Here is a 21,793-nt window from a genome sequence, read left to right as displayed (position 1 = left end):
GTAACGGCATTCGGAAATAGGGAAACTGTTTTATGGATCGAATACGCATCCGTGGCGGCGTTCCGCTTAAGGGAGTCATTCACATCGGCGGCGCCAAGAACGCGGCGTTGCCGCTGATGGCGGCCTGCCTGCTGACGGATCAGACGCTGACGCTGGCCAACCTGCCGCATCTGGCGGATATCGCCACCATGACCCATTTGCTGGCGGAGCTTGGGGTAAAGGTCAGCATGAACGGCGCGGCGTTAAACGGCGGTCCCGCCGGGCGCGTTTGCAACTTCACCGCCGCCGATATCTCGGGAACCACGGCGCCGTATGAGCTTGTGCGCAAGATGCGGGCCTCGGTGCTGGTGCTGGGGCCGCTGCTGGCGCGTTATGGCCATGCCCGCGTTTCCTTGCCGGGAGGCTGCGCCATCGGCACCCGGCCCATTGATCTGCACCTTAAGGCCCTGGCCCGGCTCGGCGCCGAGATTGAATTGAAGGAAGGCTATATCACCGCCTCTGCCCCCGACGGCCTGAAAGGCGCTCATGTGGTTTTCCCCATGGTCACGGTGGGCGGCACCGAGAATCTGCTGATGGCGGCGTCTCTGGCCGAAGGCGAGACTGTTCTTTCCAACGCGGCGCGGGAGCCGGAGGTGGCGGATTTGGCCCGCTGTCTGGTCGCCATGGGCGCCGATATCGAGGGCATCGGCGCCGACACTATCCGCATCAGAGGCGTTGAGCGTCTGCACGGCGCCGAACATACGGTAGTGGGCGACCGCATCGAAACCGGAACCTATGCCGTGGCGGCGGCCCTTACCGGCGGCGATCTGGAGCTGATCGGCGGCCGCCTTGATCTGATCGAGGCGGTGGCGAACACCATGGTCCAGGCCGGCGCCGAGATCGCCGCAACCGAAGGCGGATTGCGCGTCTCGCGCACCAACGGCGCCTTGAAGGGCGTCGATATCATGACCGAGCCTTTTCCCGGCTTCCCGACCGACATGCAGGCCCAGCTTATGGTGCTGATGGCCGTCGCCGACGGCGCTTCGATGATTACCGAAACCATTTTTGAAAACCGCTTCATGCATGTGCCGGAACTGTGCCGCATGGGCGCCAACATCAATGTCCACGGGGCCTCGGCCATTGTTCGCGGGGTAGGGGCGCTTTGCGGCGCCCAGGTGATGGCCACCGACCTGCGCGCTTCCGTGTCGCTGGTGCTGGCGGGGCTGGCGGCCGAGGGCGAGACCGTGGTCAACCGCGTCTATCACCTGGATCGCGGCTATGAGCGGCTTGAGGAAAAGATGTCCGCCTGCGGCGCAAAAATCGAACGCATCAAGGGCTGAGATGATAGCAAGACTGCTGCTGACGTCGGCATTCATCGGCGTCGTCATGGCCTCAAACGCCTTGGCCCTGAATTTCAAAACGGAACTGGTGGTGAAACACCGGGGCATCGTGCTGGCCGCCGTGCCTGCCGACCCCGAAGGCGACTACGACACCAAACCCCTCGGCCTGAAGGAGGGCCTTGAAAATATAGCCAAGGCGCTGGATATCATTTACGCCAAATCGCCGTTCAGCGCCTCCATGCTGGAAACCCTGAAGCAGAACGGCGAGGTCATCCTGGTTTACAACCCCGATCACGAGGCGGGAAAAAAGGATGTTTTCGCCCTGGCCACGTTTTACCCGAGCTTTTTCAAGAAAAACGGCGAGAACGGAAAATCCAACCAGTTCCTGGCGGCGATCGGACCCCATGCCGTCAAATGGCCGGCGGAAGAGCTGGCGATGATCATCGTTCATGAACTGGTCGGCCACGGAATTCAACACCTGAACGGGCGGCTGGATTACGTCCGCGTGCTGGACCTTGAGTGCGCCGCCAATCTTTACAGCGAGAACTTCTACCAGGACCTGGGGATCGATAAAAAATCCAAGGATGTGGTTAATTTCCGCAAGGGACTGGAGGAGCGCTGGTGCTCTGATTTCAAAACATACATGCGGCAAAAGACCCCGTCGCAAATGGCGTTGTGGGACGTTATTGATCCCGACGTGCCCAAGCTGCTGGATATCTTTGACGCCTATGCCGACGATCTGCGCAAGACGGGGGTCTCCGGGAAGGCGATTGACGCCGCCAAGAAGCTGCACCGGGAAGAAAAACGCAAAGCGCAAGGCAACGGGCATGCCGAGTGATCGGCATGCCCGAGCCTATTCAAGAACGGCTATTGTCCGGTTGGCCGGGAATCAGTCGAGGGCGACCAGATTCTCCGCAGAACTCTTGCCCTTGTCGCCGGGGACGAGTTCGTACTCGACCTTTTGTCCTTCCCGAAGAGTGGTAAGTCCGGCCTTTTGAACGGCAGAGATATGGACGAAGGCGTCCTTATCGCCGCTTTCAGGCTCAATGAAACCGAAACCCTTGGTGGGGTTGAACCATTTAACAGTACCAGTTGGCATATCGTATTCTCTCTTATAAAAAGTAGTCCGCAGAGCGGCAGGTTGGTCACTAGAAGGTCATTCTCTTAGCATATAATTTACAAGAGTCATACGAAATATACCGTATCCCTTTATAATGTGTTTGCTGGCAGAGCGCGGCGAAACATTATAGAACCTATCCACCTTCCCGGTTAAAGGGTGTGTCGATGCCCAAAATTCTTGATGTTCTTGATCCCGGCTTTCACGCCGGACTGAAGAATATGCTCGCCGCCAGGCGCGAGGCGGACGAAGATATCGGCGAGGCGGTGAGGTCGATCATTGCCGACGTCAGGGAAAACGGCGACGAGGCGTTGATCGCCTTGACCGCGCGTTTTGACGGCTTTGCGCCGACGGCCCGGTCATTGCGCGTCACCGCTGAAGAACTGGAGCAGGCCGCCGAAAAATGCGAGCCGGGAACGATTGAAGCGCTGAAAATAGCGGCGGCGCGAATTGCCGACTTTCATCGCCGCCAGCTTCCAGAAGACATGGACTACGTTGACGACCAGGGAGTCAGGCTGGGACTGCGCTGGAAGCCGATGTCTTCGGTGGGGATTTATGTTCCCGGCGGCGCCGCCGCCTATCCGTCGTCGGTGCTGATGAACGCCATTCCCGCCAGGACGGCCGGCGTGGAGCGTCTGGCCATGGCGACGCCGACGCCCGGCGGCGTTCACAATCCGCTGGTGCTGGCCGCCGCTCATCTGGCCGGGGTTGACGAAGTCTACAGTGTCGGCGGCGCCCAGGCGATAGCGGCGCTGGCCTACGGCACGAAAACCATTCCCGCCGTTCATATGATCGCCGGCCCCGGCAACGCCTATGTGACGGAGGCCAAGCGTCAGATGTTCGGGATCGTCGGCATCGACATGATCGCCGGCCCCTCGGAGATTCTGGTCGTCGCCGACAATCTTAACGATCCGGCGTGGATTGCCGCCGACCTTCTCTCCCAGGCCGAGCATGACGCCGCCTCGCAATCAATCCTGGTAAGCGATGACAGGGGCTTTGCCGACAGGGTGTGCGGCGAAGTGGAGAGGCTGCTTGCAAAATTGCCGAGGGCCTCCATCGCCGGCGCAAGCTGGCGCGATCATGGGTGCGTCATCATCGTCAACAGCTTTACCGATATAGCGCCGATTATCGACCTCATCGCTCCCGAGCATCTGGAGCTGGCCATCGACGACGCCGATGAACTGGCCGCCAGGCTCCGCCACGCCGGAGCCGTTTTCCTCGGGCGCTATACGCCCGAGGCCATCGGCGATTACATGGCCGGACCCAGCCATGTGCTGCCGACGGCGCGCAGCGCCCGCTTTTCATCCGGTCTCGGCGTTCTTACCTTCATGAAGCGCAGTTCCCTGATCGGCTGTGACGCGGAAAGCCTGGCGGCAATCGGCCCTTACGCGGCAACCCTGGCCGAGGCCGAGGGACTGGACGCCCACGCCATGTCCGTGGCCCTGAGGCTGGACCGGAACCGCCGGTAACAGGGCGGAGAAATCCCGATGAGCGCCGCGCCCAAAACCCAAAGGATCGCCGGCCTCTTTCTTGACGAGCGCAACGTCGTGCGGCGAAGCCCCCAGATCGAGCATGAGCGCAAGGTGGCCATCCATGATCTTATGGAAGAAAATACTTTCGTTCCCGTCGGCGATTTTGAAGGCCCGTATAACCTGCATCTCGGCATTGAGGAAAACCGCCTGCTTTTCGATGTCCGCGACAAGGACGACAACGGGTTGGTCTGTTTTACCCTGTCCCTCGGATCGCTGCGCTCCCTGATCAAGGACTATTTCATCGTCTGCGAGAGCTACTTCAGCGCCATCAAGACGCTAAGCCCGTCACGGATCGAGGCTATCGACATGGGGCGGCGCGGCCTGCACGACGAGGGCGGCGAAATCCTGCGCGAAAGACTGATCGGCAAGGCCGTTATCGACGGCGACACGGCGCGTCGTTTGTTCACGTTGATCTGCGTGCTGCATATTCGGAGCGCGTGAATGAGCGGCCTTCCCTCCGCCGTGTTGTTCGCCTGCACCATGAACTCGGTGCGCTCGCCGATGGCCGAAGGCATTCTCAAGCATCTGCACGGCGGTAAAATCTACGTTGATTCGGCGGGAGTGCGCCAGGGCGAGATTGACGGTTTTGCCATCTCCGTGATGAAGGAAATCGGCGTTGACCTCTCCGCCCATCGCTCCAAGACCTTCGACGATCTGGAGGACGCCTTCTTTGATATCGTCATTTCCCTGTCGCCCGAGGCACAGCACAAGGCGGTTGATATGACCAGGGTCATGGCCTGCGACGTGGAGTTATGGAACACCTTTGATCCCTCGATCATTGAAGGCGACCGCGACGCCATGCTTGATGCTTACCGCAAGGTGCGCGACGAATTGACGAGTCGCATCAAGGCGTTTTTTATCGAGAAGTGACGATCAGTAATACCAAAGGTCATTAACGGTGACTCGAAACGAATTTCATTGAATCGATTTTGTCATGCACGGGCTTGACCCGTGCATCTACGTCTTTCTTGTATGAAAACGGCGCGAGGATAAAGACGTGGATGGCCGGATCAAGTCCGGCCATGACGACTTTGCGTGTGTGTCAATGACCGTTGATATAACCTCCCTTTATGAAGGGGAGGCCGGGAGAGGTTAGCTCTTTGATCTTCCACGAAAAACCCCGCCGCCGTTGCCTATGAGCGACGGGTAGGCATAGCTACCCTAAAGGGCGGGGCGCATCCCGCCCTAAAGAGACCGATCCGCTCCCCTAGCGGGTGTTCCCAACGCCGCCGGCTAAAACCATCCTGTTAAATCTCGGTCACTTCGTTGGAATGGGGCGCTCCCTTGAAGAAACTCAAGTACTACCCCGGTTGCACGCTGAAAAATCAGGCGAAGAATTTCGAGGATTCAACCATATCCTCGATGAAGCATCTCGGAGTGGAAGTCGAGGAGCTTGACCGCTGGAACTGTTGCGGCACGGTTTTTTCCCTGACCTCTGATGATCTGATGCGCCATCTCGCTCCGGTGCGCAACATGATCCGGGCGAAGGAGGCGAACGCCTCGGAATTCATGACCACCTGCTCGATGTGCTACAACACCCTCAAGCGGGCCAATCTGCATGTCAAGGCCAATCCCGACGTCCTGAAAAGGATGAATGATTTCATGTACGACGAAAAGGTGGATTACGAGGGCGACGTGGAAGTCCTCCACCTGATGGAGTACCTGCGCGACAAGATCGGCTTTGCCGGCATCGCCGAAAAAGTAAAGAAGCCCCTGAAGGGCCTCAAGGTGGCCAGCTATTACGGCTGCCTGTTGGTGCGCCCCAAGGAAGTAGCTTTCGATAATGTGGAAAGCCCGGTTTTCCTTGATGATTTGATCGCCGCCCTCGGCGCCGAGCCGGTTGACTTCCCGCACAAGACCGAATGCTGCGGAGCCTATCAAACCGTGGACAAGCCGGAAATCGTCGCCGACCAGACATACAAGATCATCAAGGCGGCAAGGGCCAAGGGCGCCGATGTCATCGCCGTAAGCTGTCCCCTTTGCGCCTTTAACCTGGATACACGCCAGGATGACGCGGCGAAGAAATATCCGGACTTCAGGAATATTCCGATAATTTACTTTACTCAGCTTATGGCCATAGCCTTTGATTGCCCCGAAGCCGAATTGGGATTGAACATGCATCATATCGCCCCTAATTCCATATTGACCGACAAGGGGCTTCTCTAAGGAGATAACGATGTTTTTCGGCAAACTCAAAAGGGCGAAAGGCGCCGTCCACATCAACAAGAGTTGGTGCAAGGGCTGCGGTTTCTGCGTCAAGTATTGCCCGGAGAATGTCCTTGAAATGTCAGCCGGTTATAATGCAAAGGGCTATCACCCTCCTTTCGTCAAGGACGCGGCGGCCTGCAACAATTGCCGGTTCTGCGAGGTGATCTGTCCTGAATTTTCTATTTTTGTCACTCCCGACGATGATGAGGAGGAGTTATAGTGCGTAAAATCGCCGCCGATCCCAAAGGTGTCAGCACCGGAATTCATTTTCTTGACGGCGACCACGCCATCGCGGAAGGCGCTCTCGCCGCCGGTTGCCGTTTTTTCGCGGGTTATCCTATAACGCCGTCAACCGAAACCGCTGAATATTTCGCCGAACGCGCTCCGGCTGTCGGCGGCCTTTTCATCCAGATGGAAGACGAAATAGCCTCCCTGGCCGCCAATATCGGCGCGGTGTGGGGCGGAGCCAAGGTGATGACCGTCACCTCCGGCCCCGGCTTTTCGCTGATGATGGAAAACATCGGTCTGGCGGTGATGATGGAAACGCCTATGGTTATCGCCAACGTCCAGCGCGCCGGCCCCTCCACCGGGCTGCCTACCTATGTCGCCCAGCAGGACATGATGCAGGTGCGTTGGGGATCGCACGGCGATTACCGCATCATCGCGCTCTGTCCCGACTCGCCCCAGGAGTGTTTCGATCTGACCGTCGTCGCCTTCAATCTGTCGGAGACCTACCGCGTTCCGGTGTTCGTAATGATCGACGAGTGCATCGGGCATATGCATGAAAAAGTGGTTATCCCCGAGGCCAAGGATATCGAGTTGCTGGACAGACGTTGGTACGACGGCCCCAAGGGAGAGTACAAACCCTACAAGCTCGGCCCGGACGGCATTGCCCCCATGGCCAAGGCCGGGGACGGCCACTTTTTCCACTCAACCGGCCTGACCCATGACGAGCGCGGCTATCCCGCCCTCACCGTGGCCCGGCAAAAAATATGCGTTCCCCACCTGATCGACAAGATCGAAAGCAACGCCGACAAGATCATTATGCTGGATGAAAACGGCGTCGATGACGCCGAAGTCGTCGTCATGTCCTACGGGATTTCCTCCAGGGTGGCGGTCAGGGCCGTTCAACTGGCGAGAGAGGCCGGCGTCAAGGTCGGCTCGATCCGGCTGATTACCGCCTGGCCGTTCCCCGAGCAAAGAGTCAGGGACGTCGCCGGGAAGGTCAAGGCCATCGTCTTCCCCGAAATCAATATGGGACAAATGGTTCTGGAAGCCGAGCGCTGCGCCGGCGGTCAATGCAAGGTGGTGCGCGTTTCCCACCCCGGCGGCGACGTCCACGATCCGAACGACATTCTGGCCGCCATCAAGGAGGCAAGCAAATGACCGAAGATTACAAATACGCCGACGAAAGCAAATATGCCGAACAAAACCCCATGGCTAACTTCCTGCGCATGGAGAGGATGCCTCACATCTGGTGTCCCGGCTGCGGGATCGGCACGGTCGTCACCGCTTTTGCCGAGGCCGTCAAGAAAAGCGGCATCAACATGGAAAAGCTGGCCGTGGTCTCGGGCATCGGCTGCACGGGCCGAGTCGCCGGCTATGTAAATCTCGACTCGTTTCACTCCACTCATGGCCGCGCCATTCCCTTCGCCACCGGCCTCAAGCTGGCCAATCCCGAGCTTAAGGTGGTGGTCTTCAGCGGCGACGGCGATCTTATGGGCATCGGCGGCAATCACTTCATCCACGCCGCCAGACGCAACATGGACCTCATCGTCATCTGCGTGAACAATTTTACCTACGGCATGACCGGAGGCCAGGTGACGCCGACCACGCCGATCGGCGCCAGCGCCTCCACGGCGCCTCACGGCAACTTCGAGAACGCCTTCAGCCTGCCGTTGCTGGCCGACGCCTGCGGCGCGACTTATGTGGCGCGCTGGACATCGCTTCACGCCAAGAACATCACCACGTCAATCCAGGAAGCCTTCAAAAAGAAGGGCCTGTCCTTTATCGAGGTAATCACGCCGTGCACCACTTTGTATGCGCGCCGCAACCGTCTCGGCGACGGCCTGGATGTCTTGCAGTACTACCATGACAAGTCCGAGATCCGGCACGGCGCCGACACCCGCACCGTCGATATCGCCTATCAGGACAAGATTATTATGGGCAAGTTCGTTGACAAGGAAAAACCGACGTTCATGGACGCGATGAACACCCAGTTCAGCACCGTCCTCGGCGACGATTACCAGCTCTATGGCAAGACCGGGTGTGAAGGGGATTGCGGAGAATGAGTGAAATCAGATTTTCAGGATTCGGCGGGCAGGGCATCGTTCGTTGCGCCTTGATCGCCGGCAAGGCGGCGAACATTTTCGACAACAAGTTCGCCACCATGACCCAAAGCTTCGGACCCGAGGCTCGCGGCGGCGCCTGCGCCTCGCAATTGGTGGTCTCCGATCAGCGCATCGCCTATCCCTATGTGACCAGGGCGGACGTACTGGTCTCACTGTCGCAGGAAGCCTACGACAAGTACGAGCCGCAAATGAGCGATACAGGCATCCTTATCGTTGACAACGATCTGGTTAAAACCAGGCCGGCCCGCGCCGATATCACGATGTACGCCGTTCCGGCGACCCGCTTCGCCGAGGAATTGGGCAACCGCCTTTTCACCAATCTGGTGACTCTCGGATTCTTTACCGCGATCACCGGCGTGATATCGCCCGAGGCCATGAAAAAAGCGCTGCCCGGTCTGGTTCCCGAACGGTTCATCTCGCATAACATCAAGGCGTTCGACAGGGGCTATGACCACGGCAAAGAGCTTCTCGCCGAAGGAAAGAAAAAGGGAAAGAAGTAGCGTGGCCGAATTTATGGTCATGGTAAATCTTGAGGCAACGGGATGACAAAACGCACCGGAGTTTTCGTTTGTCACTGCGGCACCAACATTGCCGCGACCGTCGACGTCAGGAAATTGGCCAAGGAGATGGGCAAGGAAACGGACGTAGTCTTCTCCGAGGACTATCTCTACATGTGCTCCGAACCCGGTCAGGCCACGGTCATCAACGCCATCAGGGATAACGCCCTGGACAGCGTCGTCGTCGCCTGCTGTTCCCCGAATCTCCATGAAAAGACCTTCCGTGACGTTACCGAGCTGTCCGGCCTCAACAAGTTCCAGTGCGAGATCGCCAACATCCGCGAACAGTGCAGTTGGGTTCACAAGAACAAGGCCGAAGGCACCGAGAAGGCCATCAAGATAACGAGAAGCGCCGTCAAAAGGGTCAGTCGCAACGAATCGCTGACTCCGTCTCGGGTGTCCGTCACCCGCAAGGTGCTGGTGGTCGGCGGCGGCATCGCCGGCATCCAGGCGTCGCTGGACATGGCGGCAAGCGGTCTCGAAGTGATCCTGGTCGAGAAAGAACCGACCATCGGCGGCAACATGCTCAAGCTGTCCGAGACCTTTCCGACGCTTGACTGTTCCCAGTGCATTCTTTCGCCGAAGATGGTCGAGGTTTCCAAGAACAAGCGGATCAAGTTGCTGGTTAAGAGCGAGGTGCAGCACGTCTCCGGCTTCGTCGGCAACTTCAAGGTCAAAATTCTCAAGAAACCGACCTATGTGAATGCCGAGATGTGCAAGCTCTGTGATCAATGCACGGCGGTTTGCCCGGTGGTGGTCGCCAACGAGTACGACCTGGGGCTGACCGGGCGTCGCGCCATTTTCATTCCCTTCGCCCAATCGATACCGGCAACTTACTACCTGGACGAGGAAACCTGCCTCGGCCTTAACCCCATCATCTGCGGCAAATGCGCCGAACCTGACGTCTGCGAGCCGCAAGCCATCAATTACGACATGAGGCCGGAGATTATCGAGGAAGACGTCGGCGCCATAGTCGTCGCCACCGGCTTCGAGCTTTACGGCAAGGAACATCTGGCCGAATACGGTTACGGCAAATACCCGGACGTGCTCGACGGACTTCAGTTTGAAAGGCTGTGTTCGGCGTCGGGGGCCACCGGCGGCCATATCCTGAGGCCTTCGGATCACCGGGTTCCCAAGCAGATCGTCTTTATTCAGTGCGTCGGCTCACGCGACCCCGACAAGCATTGCTCGTACTGCTCGAAGGTCTGCTGCATGTACACGGCCAAGCACGCCATGCTGTACAAGCATCACGTTCCCGACGGCAAGGCGTACATCTTTTATATCGACATCCGCTCCGGCGGAAAGGGCTACGAGGAGTTCATTCAGCGGGCCATTGATAATGATCATGTCATGTACCTGCGCGGCAAGGTGTCGGACCTGTACGAGGAAGAAGGCAAGATCAAGGTCAGGGGCGTCGATACCCTGTCCGGGCAAATGATCGAGATCGACGCCGACATGGTGGTGCTGGCGGTGGCCATGGTTCCGACCAAGGGAACCAAAGAGATGGCCAAGATACTAAAGATCGGCATCGACAAGGACGGCTTCCTCGCCGAGTCTCACCCCAAGCTCAAGCCGGTGGAGAGCGTTACCGCCGGGGTGTTCCTCGCCGGCGCCGGCCAGTCGCCCAAGGACATCCCCGAGACCGTGGCCCAGGCCAGCGCCGCCGCCGGCAAGGTGATGATCTTGCTGTCACAGGAAACATTGGAGACGGACCCTTCGGTGGCCCGCGTCACTCTCGATCTTTGCACAGGCTGCGCCATGTGCGTCCAGGCCTGTCCCTTTGAGGCCATCGGCATCGTCGCCGGCAAGGCCAAGGTCAACGAGGTCTTGTGTGAAGGATGCGGCACCTGCACGGCCACCTGCCTGCGCGCCGCCATCGAGGTCAAGAACAACACGCCCTTGCAGATTTACGATATGATCAGCGCGGCGCTGGGAGGGTAACAGGTGTCGAACACGTCACAACAATCCACAACGGCAAAGGGCTTCGAGCCTAGAATTGTCGCTTTCCTGTGCAAGTGGTGCTCTTCCGCAGGAAGCGACCTTGCCGGCGTTTCGCGCATGGAGTACCCCGCCAACGTGGTGCCGATCAAGGTCATGTGTTCGGGCAGCGTATCGCCGATCTATATCCTGTCCGCCTTCAACAAAGGCGCCGACGGCGTTCTGGTTTCCGGCTGCCATCCGGGCGACTGCCACTACATCAAGGGCAATTACTACGCACGGCGTAAAATCTACCTGCTGCAAAAGCTTATCGAGTTTATCGGCGTCGAGCCGGAGCGCTTCCAGATGTCCTGGATTTCCGCCGCCGAGGGCGCGAAGTACGCCGAAGTTGTCACCAACTTCACCAATGTCATCAGGCCGCTCGGCCCCCAGAAAAAACTGAAGGTTGATCGCTGATGGTGAACCTGGAAGACCTTAAAAGCCATGTTGCGCGACTTCTGGAAAAGGGAGAGGTCAGCTATGTCCTCGGTTTTCAGAAGGGCACGGCGACATTCATGGCGGTCCCCGCCTTCATTGCCGAGGCCGAGGACGCCGGCGATCTGGTCTGGGACCCCACATGCGTACACAATCTTTCTCTCTACCTGACCGCCGAGAGGAAAATTCAGGCGACCAAGAAGCAAACCGCCGGCAAGCCCATCGGCATTGTTTGCAAGGGCTGTGATTCCCGCTCCGTCGTCGTCCTGCTTCAGGAGAGCTATCTCAAGCGCGAAAACGTCCACATCATCGGCGTTTCCTGCGAGGGCAACGGCGTACTCGACGAGAAGAAACTAAAGAGGTTTCTCAAGGGCAAGACGCCGCTTAACGCCGAGTTCGACGGCGCCGATCATTACCTGATCGCCACCAGGGACGGGGATGTCAAGGTTCCGGCCAAGGAGGTTCTCGCCGACCGCTGTCTCGAATGTAAAGACCCTTTCCCCGCCGAGAACAATGTCGTCTTCGGCGAAAGGGTCAGCGGCGGCCGGCTGCCTCCCTTCACTTCGCTGGACGCCATGGAGGCCGCCGCCGTCGGCGACAAGTGGAACTTCTGGAAAGAGAAGCTGGACAGTTGTCTGCGCTGTTACGCCTGCCGCTCGGTATGCCCCATGTGCTACTGCGAGGAATGCGTGGTTGACAGCATAACCTTTATGGTGACGCCGACTACTTCCCCCGATCAGAAGGCCAACCGCGTCAGATGGATCGAGAGGTCCAACTCCACCTCCGAGAACTTCGGCTATCACCTGGTCAGGGCTATCCACCTTGCCGGACGCTGCATCGATTGCGGCGAGTGCGAGAGGGTTTGTCCGGTGCATATTCCGGTTCGTCTGCTGAACAAGAAGATGGAGAAGGAAGCGTTCAATATGTTCAGCTACGAACCGGGCCGGGATGTGAATCAGCCATCCCTGGTTTCCTCTTTCAGGGATGAAGACCCCGACGGTCACATTTTATAACGCCATGGAAAAAATACTTAAAAAAGCAAGCTTGCAGGAATGGGTGGCCAAACTGGATTCCCATGACGTTTACATGCCGGCGTTCGTTGACGATAACTGGAATTATGTGGTTATCGACGACGCCAAGGCCGCCGGGTTGGACTTCGCCAAGACCATTCATTCGCCCAAGAACATCGTTTTCCCGCAACGCGAGGTGATGTTCACCTTCGAGCAGGAAAAGGGCGGGGCGCCGGTAATTGCCCAGACGATTCCCGACCCCAGGCCGTTTGTCGTTTTCGGCGTCAGGTCGTGCGACGCCAAGGGGCTGACCCTGACCGATATCGTTTTCTCCAAGGAATACGAAGACCCCTACTACTGGGCGCGACGCAACAAGGGAGTGTTCGTCGGACTGTCCTGCAACGAGCCGCCGGATCGGACCTGCTTTTGCGTATCCACGGGCGGCTCGCCTCACGGCGAGGACGGCCTGGATATTCAAATGACCGAGTTGGCCGACAGCTATTACGTCAAGTCCTTCACCGACAAGGGCAAACGGATTGTCGAACTGGGCGGCTCGTTGTTCAGCGCCGCCGCCGCCAAGGACAAAAATGAACTGGAAAAGGTTCACGCCGCGTCCATGACGCATCAGCAGCGCCCGATCAACAATCTTGCCGGCGCGCCCGCCAAGCTGAAAGACATGTTTACGGCGCCCTTCTGGGATGAAAAGTCGAAAGCCTGCATCCAGTGCGGCATCTGCACCTTCCTGTGTCCGACCTGCCACTGCTTTGACATGAACGACGAGGTGTCAAGTTCGGCGCCGCTCAAGGGCGAACGGGTCAGAACCTGGGACACCTGCCAGTTCCCCGATTTCACCATGCATTCCTCCGGCCACAATCCCCGGCCCGACAATGCCTCCCGCCTGCGCCAGAGGGTGTGCCACAAGTTTCAGTACTTCTTTGAAAATCACGGTGTTCATCAATGCACAGGCTGCGGCAGGTGCGTCGCCAAATGCCCGGTGGGAATTGACATCGTCGCCGCCGTAAACGGAGCGAACGATTATGCTGAATAATATCTATCTTCCTAAAATGGCCAGGATCGTGCGCGTCAAGCAGGAAACCGGGGGGCCGCGCCCGATCAAGAGCTTCCGCACCGAGTTCGTCAACGGCGACGGCTTTGATCACCTTCCCGGCCAGTGCGCGATGATTTCCGTCTTCGGCAAGGGCGAGGCGATGATTTCCATTTCCTCCGCCCCTCACCTCAAGGACTACAAGCAGTTCTCCATCGTCAAGACGGGACGGGTCACCACCGCCCTTCACGGCATGAGGGAAGGCGACATCATCGGTTTGCGGGGGCCGCTGGGCAACTGCTTCCCGATTGACGACTGGAAAGGCAAGAACATCATCATTATCGGCGGCGGCTGCGGACTGGCGCCGGTGTGGCCGATTCTTCAGACCACCCACGCCAATAAAAAGGACTTCGGCGATCTGACGCTTTTTTACGGCGGCAGGACATCCGGCGACATCCTCTATCGGGACGAGATCGAGGAACTGCGCGGCGAGGTGAACATTCAACTCTCGGTGGACGCCGAGGAGCCGGGATGGGAGGAATACGTCGGTTTTGTTCCCTCCAACCTGCTGGACAAAAAGCCGTCGCCGGACAACACCATCGCCATTACCTGCGGCCCGCCGATGATGATCAAGTTCGTCATCAAGAACCTTCAGCAACTGGGATTCGCCGACGACCGGATATACACCACCGTCGAGAACAAGATGAAATGCGGCATCGGAAAATGCGGACGCTGCAACATCGGCAAGGATTACGTTTGCATGAAAGGGCCTGTTTACAGTTGGGCCGATTTGAAGGCGCTGCCGCAAGAGTATTAATCAGAGGGTAGGGGAAAGAGATGCAGGTAACGGGTATGCTTTACGGCGCCAGGATGTTGAAGCTGGTGGATTTCCCGGCGTCCACGATTCTAGGGCCGGAGGCAAGCGAAAGCGCGATCAAAGACCTCATCGAAAAGTGCGGCTCGGTCTTTGTTAAACCCATTTTCAGGGGCGGCATCGGCAAAAAAGGCAAGGCCGGACTGATCGGCCGCGCCAAGGACATCAAGACCGCCATGGCCGAGAAAGAACGTCTTTATTTCGTCACGCACAAAGTCGGCAAAATGACTTACAAGGCGCAAGGCGTGACTTTCGAGGGCGCGGTTCCCGCCGACTACGAGGTCTATTTCTCGATTTCCGACTCGACCAAATTCCGGGCGCCCACCATAACCATCACCCATCACGGCGGCATGGATATCGAGGAGCTGGACAGCAGTCAGATCATCGAGGTTCCTTTCGACGCCCTGACCGGGCTGAAGGCGTTTGTCATCGCCAACGCCCTGTCCGACCTCGGCGCCCCCAGGGAGATCGTTTCGCCGCTGGTGCAGAACCTGCCCAAGCTGTGGGATCTGTTCCATCATCACGGCATGACGACTCTGGAGCTGAATCCGATCCGCATGACCGTTGATTCGCCCGGACGCCTGTCGCCCGTGGCCTGTGACTTCAAGTGCGGATTTGACCGGGACGATCCCAGGGTGAGCCGCCTCAATCTGCCCGATGATCTGTTCGTCGAGGATATCTCCGACTTCGAGCAGGAGATCAACCAGCTTCGCACCTACCAGGGCCAGAGCGATGTCTATGTGATCAACGACAAGGGAACCATTCTGGCCCCCACCTTCGGCGGCGGCGCCAACTCGCTGGTCACCGAGGGCCTGGGCGATGACGCCATTATCTCGTCGGATTTCGGCGGCAATCCGCCTTACGAAAAGATGCGGGAAGTCATGAAGATATGCCTCAAGCACTGGCTGGCCCAGACCAACGTCCTGTTCGTCATCGGCGGCAAGTCCAACAACACCGACATCTTCGAGACGTTTCGCGCTATGGCCGACGCCTTGCGCGAACACTTTAATGAAAAAGGGCCGTCTCCCATCTATGTGGTGATCGGACGCGGCGGGGTGAATCTGGTGCGCGGCATGGGGGCCTTCAAGGATGTCCTTGAATCCCTCGGGTTGCCGTACAGGATTTTCGGCCATGATTCGGCAATGAGCGATGTGGTCCGCTATTCCCAGGCCGTCGATAAATGGATGAAAAAAGGCGGACGCGCCGAAATCGCCGCGAAATTGGGCATCAGCAACGGTGGCAAGCTATGAAAAACAGAGGCATTGAAGAATTCAAGTATTTCGTCGGCATCAGGTCGCTGGGCGACATCGCCTCCAAGGACGACAGGATTTGCGTGCTTAACATCCTGGGCGGAGAGTCCAGAACCGTCACCCCGATAAGCCACGCCTACTCCGGCGGCAATGTTGTCTTCGGCACTTCGCCGGGACGCCAGGGTCAGGTTCTTGAAACCAGGATCGGCAACATCCCCGTTTATAACAGCGTCCGCGAGGGCCTGAAGGACGGACACAAGTTCAATGTCGGCGTGGTCTATCTGCCGCCGGCCGGCGTGCGCGACGGCGTCGCCGAGTTGATCAGGGTGAATCCGAACCTTACCAAGATCATCATCATCACCGAGAAAGTCTCGACCCACGACGCCCGTGAAATCCGCGCTTTGGGCCAGCAAGGCCAGGTTGACATCTTCGGCGCCAACTGCCTCGGCATTGCCGATGCGTGGCTTCAGGTCCGCTACGGCGGGGCGCTGGGCGGCGATCACCCGGCGGAAACCTTACGCAAGGGGTGCGTGGCCATCTATTCCAACTCCGGCAACTTCACCACCACCATCGCCAACTACCTGAAGACAGGCGGCTGGGGAACCACCACTTCAGTCTCCAGCGGCAAGGATGTCTATATCCACTTCGGCGCCGCCGAGTTCGCCAACGCCCTGACCAATGACCCTCGCTCCAAGGCCGCCGTCATGTATGTGGAGCCGGGCGGATACTACGAGCAGGAACTGAAACTGACCAAGCCGACGGTTGCCTGCGTGGTCGGACGATGGAAGGCCAATCTGACCCGCGCCGTCGGACACGCCGGAGCCATAGGCGGCACCGGCGACAGCGCCGTAGCCAAGGAAGGCTGGTTCAAAGACCGCTTCGGGGTGGATGATTTGTTTACCCCGGAAAATCCGGTGTGCAGCGCCAAAGGAGCGGTGGTGGCGAATATCGCCTACATTCCCGCCGCTTTAACGGCGGTCATGACTCTCAACAAAATCAAACCGGACTTCCCGCCGGAAGGCGACCTTAGCCTCAAGCCGTGGTTCGGCAACAATCAGGGACTGAATCTGCCGGCCGATCTGGACCTGCCGATTGTTGACGCCATCTCGCCCTACCGCGAGCAAATCGCCGAATTGGACAAACAGGTAGGCGCTTTCTTCCCCCGCCAGCCGATGAAAGACTGTTCGGGAAGCTCGATCATGGACGCCACCTCCCAGATCACCAGGGTCAACGGCGTCTCCATCCTCGACACCGCCAAGATGCCGATGGAATCCAACCTGTGCCTGAATCTGGTGCGCGAGGCCAATGACGACAACGATAACGCCCTGTTCAATCTGGCCGTCGCCTCCGAGGTCAACCTGCACGGCGACGCCATCCTGGCCGCCGCCCAGGCGGCAAGCGACGCCGGCAATGCTCCCAACTCGGTGCTGGCTACGGCATGCGCCATCCTTGGGCCGGGGCGGGTGGATGGCGCCCGTAAGGCGGCCGAGACACTGGTTGAACTGTTCGCCCATAGCGGCGTCAACCAGGGGGATGACGAGAACGCCGACTTCTCCTCCATTAAAGCCGACGCCCTGCAACTCGCCTGTCTGCTCGGCGACAAGCAGGACGCCAAGGCCAAAGCCATGCTGGCGGCGTTTGATGCGCGCGGCGCCAGGTCCGTGTTTGTTAAATATCTCCGTTCGCTGAAAGGCCATATCACCGCCGACGCCGTGCTGGCGGCGCTGACCACGACCATCGCCTGGGAGCCGCTTATGCGTAAGCGCATATCCACGCTGACGGTGCGCAACCTGCCGTGGTATGCGCGTCTGTTCGCCGTTCATATCGGCGCATCGACGGCGGCGGACGACCATGGGAAAAACAGCTTCTGCGGCGTGGCGATGACCGAGATCATGGCGTCGTGGACGGTGACCGAACTCGCCTATCTGGCTCTTACCGGCAAGAAGCCGTCAGCGGATGAACTGTTCCCCTTCCAGGTAATGATGGGACTGATCATTTCCAACGGCGTCGGCACCATTTCCGCCCAAGGCGCCAAGGGCGCGGTTTCCGCCGACGGCCCGGAAAGCCCCGAACGGGTGCAGATCAACAAGTGCATGGTCGGCTTCCTCACCCATACCGGTTTTGCCCACGGCGGCAACGGCTTCGAGGGAATCCAGTTCCTCATCGAGTGCTTCCGCGACAAGGGCCTGACCGACGCCGGAGACCCGAACCACGGCATCGACCTCAAGGCCATGGCCGAGGAATACGCGCTGGCCTTCGGGAAGGACAAAAAAGTCCGCAAGGCGGTGGGCGAACCCATCCGCAACATCCCCGGAGTCAACCACCCGGTGTTCAAGGGCCTGATGGTCAACAAGGACCCCCGCGAGGTATTCATCGCCGAACTGCTGAAAGGACGGGGAGACAGCAATGTCTTTCACGACTACTACAGCGTTCTGGTCAAGGCCCTGTTCGATACCGGGATGACCAAAAACATTTTCTGCGTAAACATCGACGCCGTCATCGCCACCATCCTGCTGAAACTTCTATGGCCGCGCTATCAATCCGGCGACTTCTCGGAGAAATCCATGGAAACGTCGGCTTTTACCGCCTTCCTGTTCGGAAGGATGGCGGGGTGCGCCGGCGAGATCGACGATCACATCAACCGGGGACGCAATATGGACACCCGCACGCCGACGTCCCAGTGCCGCTTTGTTTCTTAACCGACACCCGATAACCGGAGAACCGACCAATGGCTAAAATCAAGGTGAAAAATCCCGTCGTCGAAATCGACGGCGACGAGATGACCCGCATTATCTGGCAGTTCATCAAGGACAAGCTGATCCTGCCCTACCTGAATATTGACCTGAAGTACTACGACCTCTCCATTCAAAAGCGCGACGAGACCGACGATCAGATCACCGTTGACGCCGCCGAGGCCATCAAGAAGCACAGGGTGGGGGTCAAGTGCGCCACCATCACTCCCGACGAGGAAAGAGTCGAGGAGTTCGGCCTGAAAAAGATGTACAAGTCGCCCAACGGCACCATCCGCAACATTATCGGCGGCACCGTCTTCCGCCAGCCGATCATCTGCAACAACGTGCCGCGTTACGTCCCCGGCTGGGTCAAGCCGATCGTCATCGGCCGTCACGCCTTCGGCGATCAGTACCGGGCCACCGACTTCGTCGTTCCAGGCCCCGGCAAGCTGACCATCAAGTTCGAGCCTTCTGACGGCGGCAAGGTCATCGAGCGCGAGGTATTCACCTTCCCCGGCGGCGGCGTCGCCATGGCTATGTACAACCTGGATGAATCGATTCGCGGCTTCGCCAGGGCGTGCCTGAACTACGGCCTTAATCTGGGCTGGCCGGTCTACATGACCACCAAGAACACCATCCTCAAGGCCTATGACGGGCGCTTCAAGGACTTGTTCCAGGAGATTTTCGAGACCGAGTACAAAGACAAGTTCGCCAAGGCCGGCATCACCTATGATCACCGGCTGATCGACGACATGGTGGCCCAGGCCATTAAAATGCCCGGCGGTTTCGTCTGGGCCTGCAAGAACTACGACGGCGACGTCCAGTCCGATATCGTCGCCCAGGGCTTCGGCTCGCTGGGCCTGATGACCTCGGTGCTGATGACTCCCGACGGACAGACGGTGGAGGCCGAGGCCGCTCACGGCACCGTCACCCGCCATTATCGCCAGCATCAGCAGGGCAAGGCGACATCGACCAATCCTATCGCCTCTATCTTCGCCTGGACGCAAGGACTGCATTTCCGTGGCGTGTTCGACGACACCCCGGACGTGGTAAAGTTCGCCGCCGCCCTGGAGAAAGTCTGCGTCAAGACGGTCGAGGCCGGCGACATGACCAAGGACTTGTCATCGCTTATCGGTCCCGACCAGCCCTTCCAGACGACCGAAGGGTTCCTCGACAAGATCGCTAAAAACCTGCAAAAGGAAATGGCGGGCTGGTAACAACGGATATGCGTCAGAAAAGGGAAGGGTAGTTTTCATGCAACATCTCAATGTAGCGCAGAAAGTCCTGCTGGCGAACGCCGCCGGAAATATCACGCGACTCCCCGAACCGGGGCAGCCTATGGAAATTCTGTTCAGCCACACCCTCTACCAGGACGCCACCGGCACCGCCGCCGCCCTGGCTTTCGAGAAAATGGGCGTAGATATGGCAAAGACCGTCGCCCTGATCGTCGTCGATCACAAGATGTTGCAGGTCGGCTTCATCGACAGCGACGATCACCGCTACCTGGAAACATTCGCCAAGAGGTACGGGTGCTGGTTCTCACGCGCCGGCAACGGCATCTGTCACACGGTTTTCCTTGAGGACTTCGCCGTCCCCGGAAAATCGGTCCTGGGATCGGACTCCCACACCACCAACGCCGGCGGCATGGGGATGCTGGCGCTGGGCGCCGGCGGCACCGACGTCAGCTTCGCCATGGCCGGCCAGTCCTACAAGATCGTCATGCCGGAAGTGGTGGAAGTCAGGCTTGCCGGCAAACTTCCCGTAGGCATCCTGGCCAAGGACGTGATCCTTAACATCCTGAATAAAATCGGCATCAAGGGAAACAAGGGCATCTGCCTGGAATACACCGGGCCGGGCGTCAAGAGCCTGGGCGTCGCCGATCGCGCCACCATTACCAACATGGGTACTGAATCCGGCGTCGCTTTTTCGATCTTCCCCAGCGACAAGGTCACCCAGAAATATCTGGAAGGCCGCAAACGCGGAAAAGACTTCCTCCCCCTTGCCGCAGATAAAGGCGCCGTCTATTCGCGCACCGTCAAGATCAACCTGTCGGAACTGGTCCCCACCATCGCCCTCTATCCGATTCTCAGGTCCATGGAGCCGGTCACCGATCACCTCGGCATGGCTATCGACGCGGTGTTTATCGGAAGCTGCACCAACTCCAACTATGAAAACCTGGCCAAGGTCGGCGAGGTTCTGCGCGGCAAGCGGGTCAAGGTGGATACTGCCATCTCGCCGGGTTCTCAGTCGGTGGCGCGTCAACTGTCGGCCGCCGGTTATATGGAAGTCTTTTACTCCGCCGGCGTCCGCATCATGGAAAACGCCTGTAGCGCCTGTATCGGCCAAGGCTTCAGCCCGCCCTCGAACGGGGTAATGCTGTCAACAGCCAACCGCAACTTTACCGGGCGTTCCGGCACCGAAAACGCCGCCGTCCATCTGGTCAGCCCGGTTACCGCCGCCGCCAGCGCCATCGCCGGCAAGCTGGTCGATCCGCGCAAGGTCATCGGCGAAAAGCTGACCATCAAGAAGTCGCCGCCCGTGGTCGATATGAGCGCCTATATAGCGCCGCTGCCCAAGAACGAAGCAATGAAGATCAACCCGACCTACGGCCCCAACATTAAATCGCTGCCGAACCTGGAAGGCTTGCCCGCCGGGCTGGAAGGCGAGGCGTTGCTCAAGCTGGGGAACGATGTCACCACCGACCTGATTCAACCGGCCGGCAAGTATCTCGCTTTGCGCTCCAACGCCGACGAGTACGCCAAGCAGGCCACTTTCATCCAGGCCGACAAAACATTCAGCGCCCGCGCCATGAAGCTGCGCGATGCGGGCGGCCACGGCTTCATCGTCGCCGGCGACGGTTACGGCATGGGGTCGTCGCGTGAACACGCCGGGCTGTGCCCCAGAATTCTCGGCATTCGGGTCATTCTGGCCAAGGGCTTCGAGCGCATCCATCTGGCCAACCTCGCCAACTTCGGCGTATTGGGCCTGACCTTCGTCAACCACGACGATTACGACAAGATCGACCAGGGCGCCAAACTCAGCCTCGATACCTCCGGTCTGGAGGAGGGTCGACTTAAGGTGGTGGTCAACGGCTCGATTGAGATTCCGGTCCATCTGGCTCAAGGCAAGGAAGACCTGCCGATGATCAGGGCCGGCGGCGCTCTGTCTCTCTTCGCCGCCCAGCAGGCGGCATGAGAAAACAAAAAAAGCCGGAAACGGGGAAACCTGTTTCCGGCAGCAACCTCCCCCAACCCCTCCTTGGTAAGGAGGGGAGAAAAAATTCCTCCCCTTACTAAGGGGAGGTCAGGAGGGGTGACTACTTCTTCTCCGCCAATGCCTTGCCGATGGCTTGGGCGGCGGTTTTATAACCCTCGTCGTTATAGTGG

General features: G+C 58.9%; 20 protein-coding genes and 1 pseudogene (1 of these 21 cut by a window edge). 19 read left to right on the top strand and 2 right to left on the bottom strand.

Annotation, left to right across the window (positions count from 1 at the left end; all coding sequences use genetic code 11):
• The first annotated feature begins 32 nt into the window (after nt 1–32).
• On the top strand, nt 33–1,319 hold the full coding sequence (locus tag A3H92_12980; protein ID OHC76511.1) for a UDP-N-acetylglucosamine 1-carboxyvinyltransferase: 1,287 nt from the start codon (nt 33–35) through the stop codon (nt 1,317–1,319).
• A gap of 1 nt (nt 1,320) precedes the next feature.
• Entirely contained in the window at nt 1,321–2,157 is an 837-nt protein-coding gene (locus tag A3H92_12975) for a hypothetical protein (protein ID OHC76510.1), read from the top strand.
• Nucleotides 2,158–2,208: 51 nt separating this feature from the next.
• On the opposite strand, the gene A3H92_12970 is transcribed toward A3H92_12975, so the two are convergent.
• On the bottom strand, nt 2,209–2,418 hold the full coding sequence (locus A3H92_12970) for a cold-shock protein (GenBank protein OHC76509.1): 210 nt from the start codon (nt 2,416–2,418) through the stop codon (nt 2,209–2,211).
• Nucleotides 2,419–2,603: 185 nt separating this feature from the next.
• Between A3H92_12970 and A3H92_12965 the strand changes: the two genes are divergently transcribed.
• The 17 genes from A3H92_12965 (at nt 2,604) to A3H92_12885 (ending at nt 21,602) form a co-directional block, all read left to right on the top strand.
• Nucleotides 2,604–3,905: a histidinol dehydrogenase gene (locus tag A3H92_12965; protein ID OHC76508.1), complete on the top strand. Its 1,302-nt coding sequence runs from the start codon at nt 2,604–2,606 to the stop codon at nt 3,903–3,905.
• Between the two features lie 18 nt (nt 3,906–3,923).
• Nucleotides 3,924–4,409 (top strand): hypothetical protein, encoded by a 486-nt coding sequence (locus A3H92_12960; protein ID OHC76507.1) that lies wholly within the window; start codon nt 3,924–3,926, stop codon nt 4,407–4,409.
• Nucleotides 4,410–4,838: an ArsC family transcriptional regulator gene (locus tag A3H92_12955; GenBank protein ID OHC76506.1), complete on the top strand. Its 429-nt coding sequence runs from the start codon at nt 4,410–4,412 to the stop codon at nt 4,836–4,838.
• A gap of 414 nt (nt 4,839–5,252) precedes the next feature.
• A complete protein-coding gene (locus tag A3H92_12950; protein OHC76584.1) occupies nt 5,253–6,134 on the top strand; it encodes a heterodisulfide reductase, subunit B in 882 nt (293 codons plus the stop codon).
• A 10-nt stretch (nt 6,135–6,144) separates the two neighbouring features.
• Nucleotides 6,145–6,396 carry a 4Fe-4S ferredoxin gene (locus A3H92_12945; GenBank protein ID OHC76505.1) on the top strand — a complete coding sequence of 84 codons (252 nt, stop codon included), beginning with the start codon at nt 6,145–6,147 and terminating at the stop codon, nt 6,394–6,396.
• Nucleotides 6,397–6,404: 8 nt separating this feature from the next.
• On the top strand, nt 6,405–7,562 hold the full coding sequence (locus A3H92_12940; protein ID OHC76583.1) for a 2-oxoglutarate synthase subunit alpha: 1,158 nt from the start codon (nt 6,405–6,407) through the stop codon (nt 7,560–7,562).
• Complete coding sequence (locus A3H92_12935) at nt 7,559–8,467, top strand: 2-oxoacid:ferredoxin oxidoreductase subunit beta (GenBank protein OHC76504.1); 909 nt, start codon at nt 7,559–7,561, stop codon at nt 8,465–8,467. The genes A3H92_12940 and A3H92_12935 overlap by 4 nt, the downstream gene beginning before the upstream one ends.
• Nucleotides 8,464–9,027: a pyruvate ferredoxin oxidoreductase gene (locus A3H92_12930; GenBank protein OHC76503.1), complete on the top strand. Its 564-nt coding sequence runs from the start codon at nt 8,464–8,466 to the stop codon at nt 9,025–9,027. Before A3H92_12935 ends, A3H92_12930 begins: the two co-directional genes overlap by 4 nt.
• A 42-nt stretch (nt 9,028–9,069) precedes the next feature.
• The gene (locus A3H92_12925; protein OHC76502.1) at nt 9,070–11,025 is read left to right on the top strand and encodes a disulfide reductase; all 1,956 of its coding nucleotides are present in this window, start codon (nt 9,070–9,072) and stop codon (nt 11,023–11,025) included.
• Nucleotides 11,026–11,028: 3 nt separating this feature from the next.
• Nucleotides 11,029–11,478 carry a heterodisulfide reductase subunit MvhD gene (locus A3H92_12920; GenBank protein ID OHC76501.1) on the top strand — a complete coding sequence of 150 codons (450 nt, stop codon included), beginning with the start codon at nt 11,029–11,031 and terminating at the stop codon, nt 11,476–11,478.
• The gene (locus tag A3H92_12915) at nt 11,478–12,509 is read left to right on the top strand and encodes a hydrogenase (GenBank protein OHC76500.1); all 1,032 of its coding nucleotides are present in this window, start codon (nt 11,478–11,480) and stop codon (nt 12,507–12,509) included. The genes A3H92_12920 and A3H92_12915 overlap by 1 nt, the downstream gene beginning before the upstream one ends.
• A 4-nt stretch (nt 12,510–12,513) precedes the next feature.
• Complete coding sequence (locus A3H92_12910; GenBank protein ID OHC76582.1) at nt 12,514–13,554, top strand: sulfite reductase; 1,041 nt, start codon at nt 12,514–12,516, stop codon at nt 13,552–13,554.
• On the top strand, nt 13,544–14,368 hold the full coding sequence (locus tag A3H92_12905) for a heterodisulfide reductase subunit F (GenBank protein ID OHC76499.1): 825 nt from the start codon (nt 13,544–13,546) through the stop codon (nt 14,366–14,368). Before A3H92_12910 ends, A3H92_12905 begins: the two co-directional genes overlap by 11 nt.
• Before the next feature lie 20 nt (nt 14,369–14,388).
• Nucleotides 14,389–15,675 (top strand): carboxylate--amine ligase, encoded by a 1,287-nt coding sequence (locus tag A3H92_12900; GenBank protein OHC76498.1) that lies wholly within the window; start codon nt 14,389–14,391, stop codon nt 15,673–15,675.
• Nucleotides 15,672–18,374: a CoA-binding protein gene (locus A3H92_12895; protein OHC76497.1), complete on the top strand. Its 2,703-nt coding sequence runs from the start codon at nt 15,672–15,674 to the stop codon at nt 18,372–18,374. The genes A3H92_12900 and A3H92_12895 overlap by 4 nt, the downstream gene beginning before the upstream one ends.
• 29 nt (nt 18,375–18,403) lie before the next feature.
• Nucleotides 18,404–19,624: an isocitrate dehydrogenase gene (locus A3H92_12890; GenBank protein OHC76496.1), complete on the top strand. Its 1,221-nt coding sequence runs from the start codon at nt 18,404–18,406 to the stop codon at nt 19,622–19,624.
• 37 nt (nt 19,625–19,661) lie between these two features.
• A complete protein-coding gene (locus tag A3H92_12885; protein ID OHC76495.1) occupies nt 19,662–21,602 on the top strand; it encodes an aconitate hydratase in 1,941 nt (646 codons plus the stop codon).
• 121 nt (nt 21,603–21,723) lie between these two features.
• On the opposite strand, the pseudogene A3H92_12880 reads toward A3H92_12885, so the two are convergent.
• Nucleotides 21,724–21,793, bottom strand: a pseudogene (locus tag A3H92_12880) (hypothetical protein); it runs 1,280 nt beyond the window's last position.

Source organism: Rhodospirillales bacterium RIFCSPLOWO2_02_FULL_58_16 (assembly GCA_001830425.1).
Classification (GTDB): Bacteria; Pseudomonadota; Alphaproteobacteria; order Rhodospirillales; family 2-02-FULL-58-16; genus 2-02-FULL-58-16.
Note: the sequence above shows the minus strand (reverse complement) of the source record. Positions and strands in the feature narration are given on the sequence as shown.

Bases quoted from the DNA above. Each gene is read 5' to 3' on its own strand.
- A3H92_12930 (OHC76503.1), top strand. From the start codon at position 8,464: ATGAGTGAAATCAGATTTTCAGGATTCGGCGGGCAGGGCATCGTTCGT.
- A3H92_12895 (OHC76497.1), top strand. From the start codon at position 15,672: ATGAAAAACAGAGGCATTGAAGAATTCAAGTATTTCGTCGGCATCAGG.
- A3H92_12890 (OHC76496.1), top strand. From the start codon at position 18,404: ATGGCTAAAATCAAGGTGAAAAATCCCGTCGTCGAAATCGACGGCGAC.
- A3H92_12935 (OHC76504.1), top strand. From the start codon at position 7,559: ATGACCGAAGATTACAAATACGCCGACGAAAGCAAATATGCCGAACAA.
- A3H92_12925 (OHC76502.1), top strand. From the start codon at position 9,070: ATGACAAAACGCACCGGAGTTTTCGTTTGTCACTGCGGCACCAACATT.
- A3H92_12915 (OHC76500.1), top strand. From the start codon at position 11,478: ATGGTGAACCTGGAAGACCTTAAAAGCCATGTTGCGCGACTTCTGGAA.
- A3H92_12900 (OHC76498.1), top strand. From the start codon at position 14,389: ATGCAGGTAACGGGTATGCTTTACGGCGCCAGGATGTTGAAGCTGGTG.
- A3H92_12970 (OHC76509.1), bottom strand. From the start codon at position 2,418: ATGCCAACTGGTACTGTTAAATGGTTCAACCCCACCAAGGGTTTCGGT.
- A3H92_12945 (OHC76505.1), top strand. From the start codon at position 6,145: ATGTTTTTCGGCAAACTCAAAAGGGCGAAAGGCGCCGTCCACATCAAC.
- A3H92_12955 (OHC76506.1), top strand. From the start codon at position 4,410: ATGAGCGGCCTTCCCTCCGCCGTGTTGTTCGCCTGCACCATGAACTCG.
- A3H92_12885 (OHC76495.1), top strand. From the start codon at position 19,662: ATGCAACATCTCAATGTAGCGCAGAAAGTCCTGCTGGCGAACGCCGCC.
- A3H92_12975 (OHC76510.1), top strand. From the start codon at position 1,321: ATGATAGCAAGACTGCTGCTGACGTCGGCATTCATCGGCGTCGTCATG.
- A3H92_12980 (OHC76511.1), top strand. From the start codon at position 33: ATGGATCGAATACGCATCCGTGGCGGCGTTCCGCTTAAGGGAGTCATT.
- A3H92_12965 (OHC76508.1), top strand. From the start codon at position 2,604: ATGCCCAAAATTCTTGATGTTCTTGATCCCGGCTTTCACGCCGGACTG.
- A3H92_12905 (OHC76499.1), top strand. From the start codon at position 13,544: ATGCTGAATAATATCTATCTTCCTAAAATGGCCAGGATCGTGCGCGTC.
- A3H92_12910 (OHC76582.1), top strand. From the start codon at position 12,514: ATGGAAAAAATACTTAAAAAAGCAAGCTTGCAGGAATGGGTGGCCAAA.
- A3H92_12960 (OHC76507.1), top strand. From the start codon at position 3,924: ATGAGCGCCGCGCCCAAAACCCAAAGGATCGCCGGCCTCTTTCTTGAC.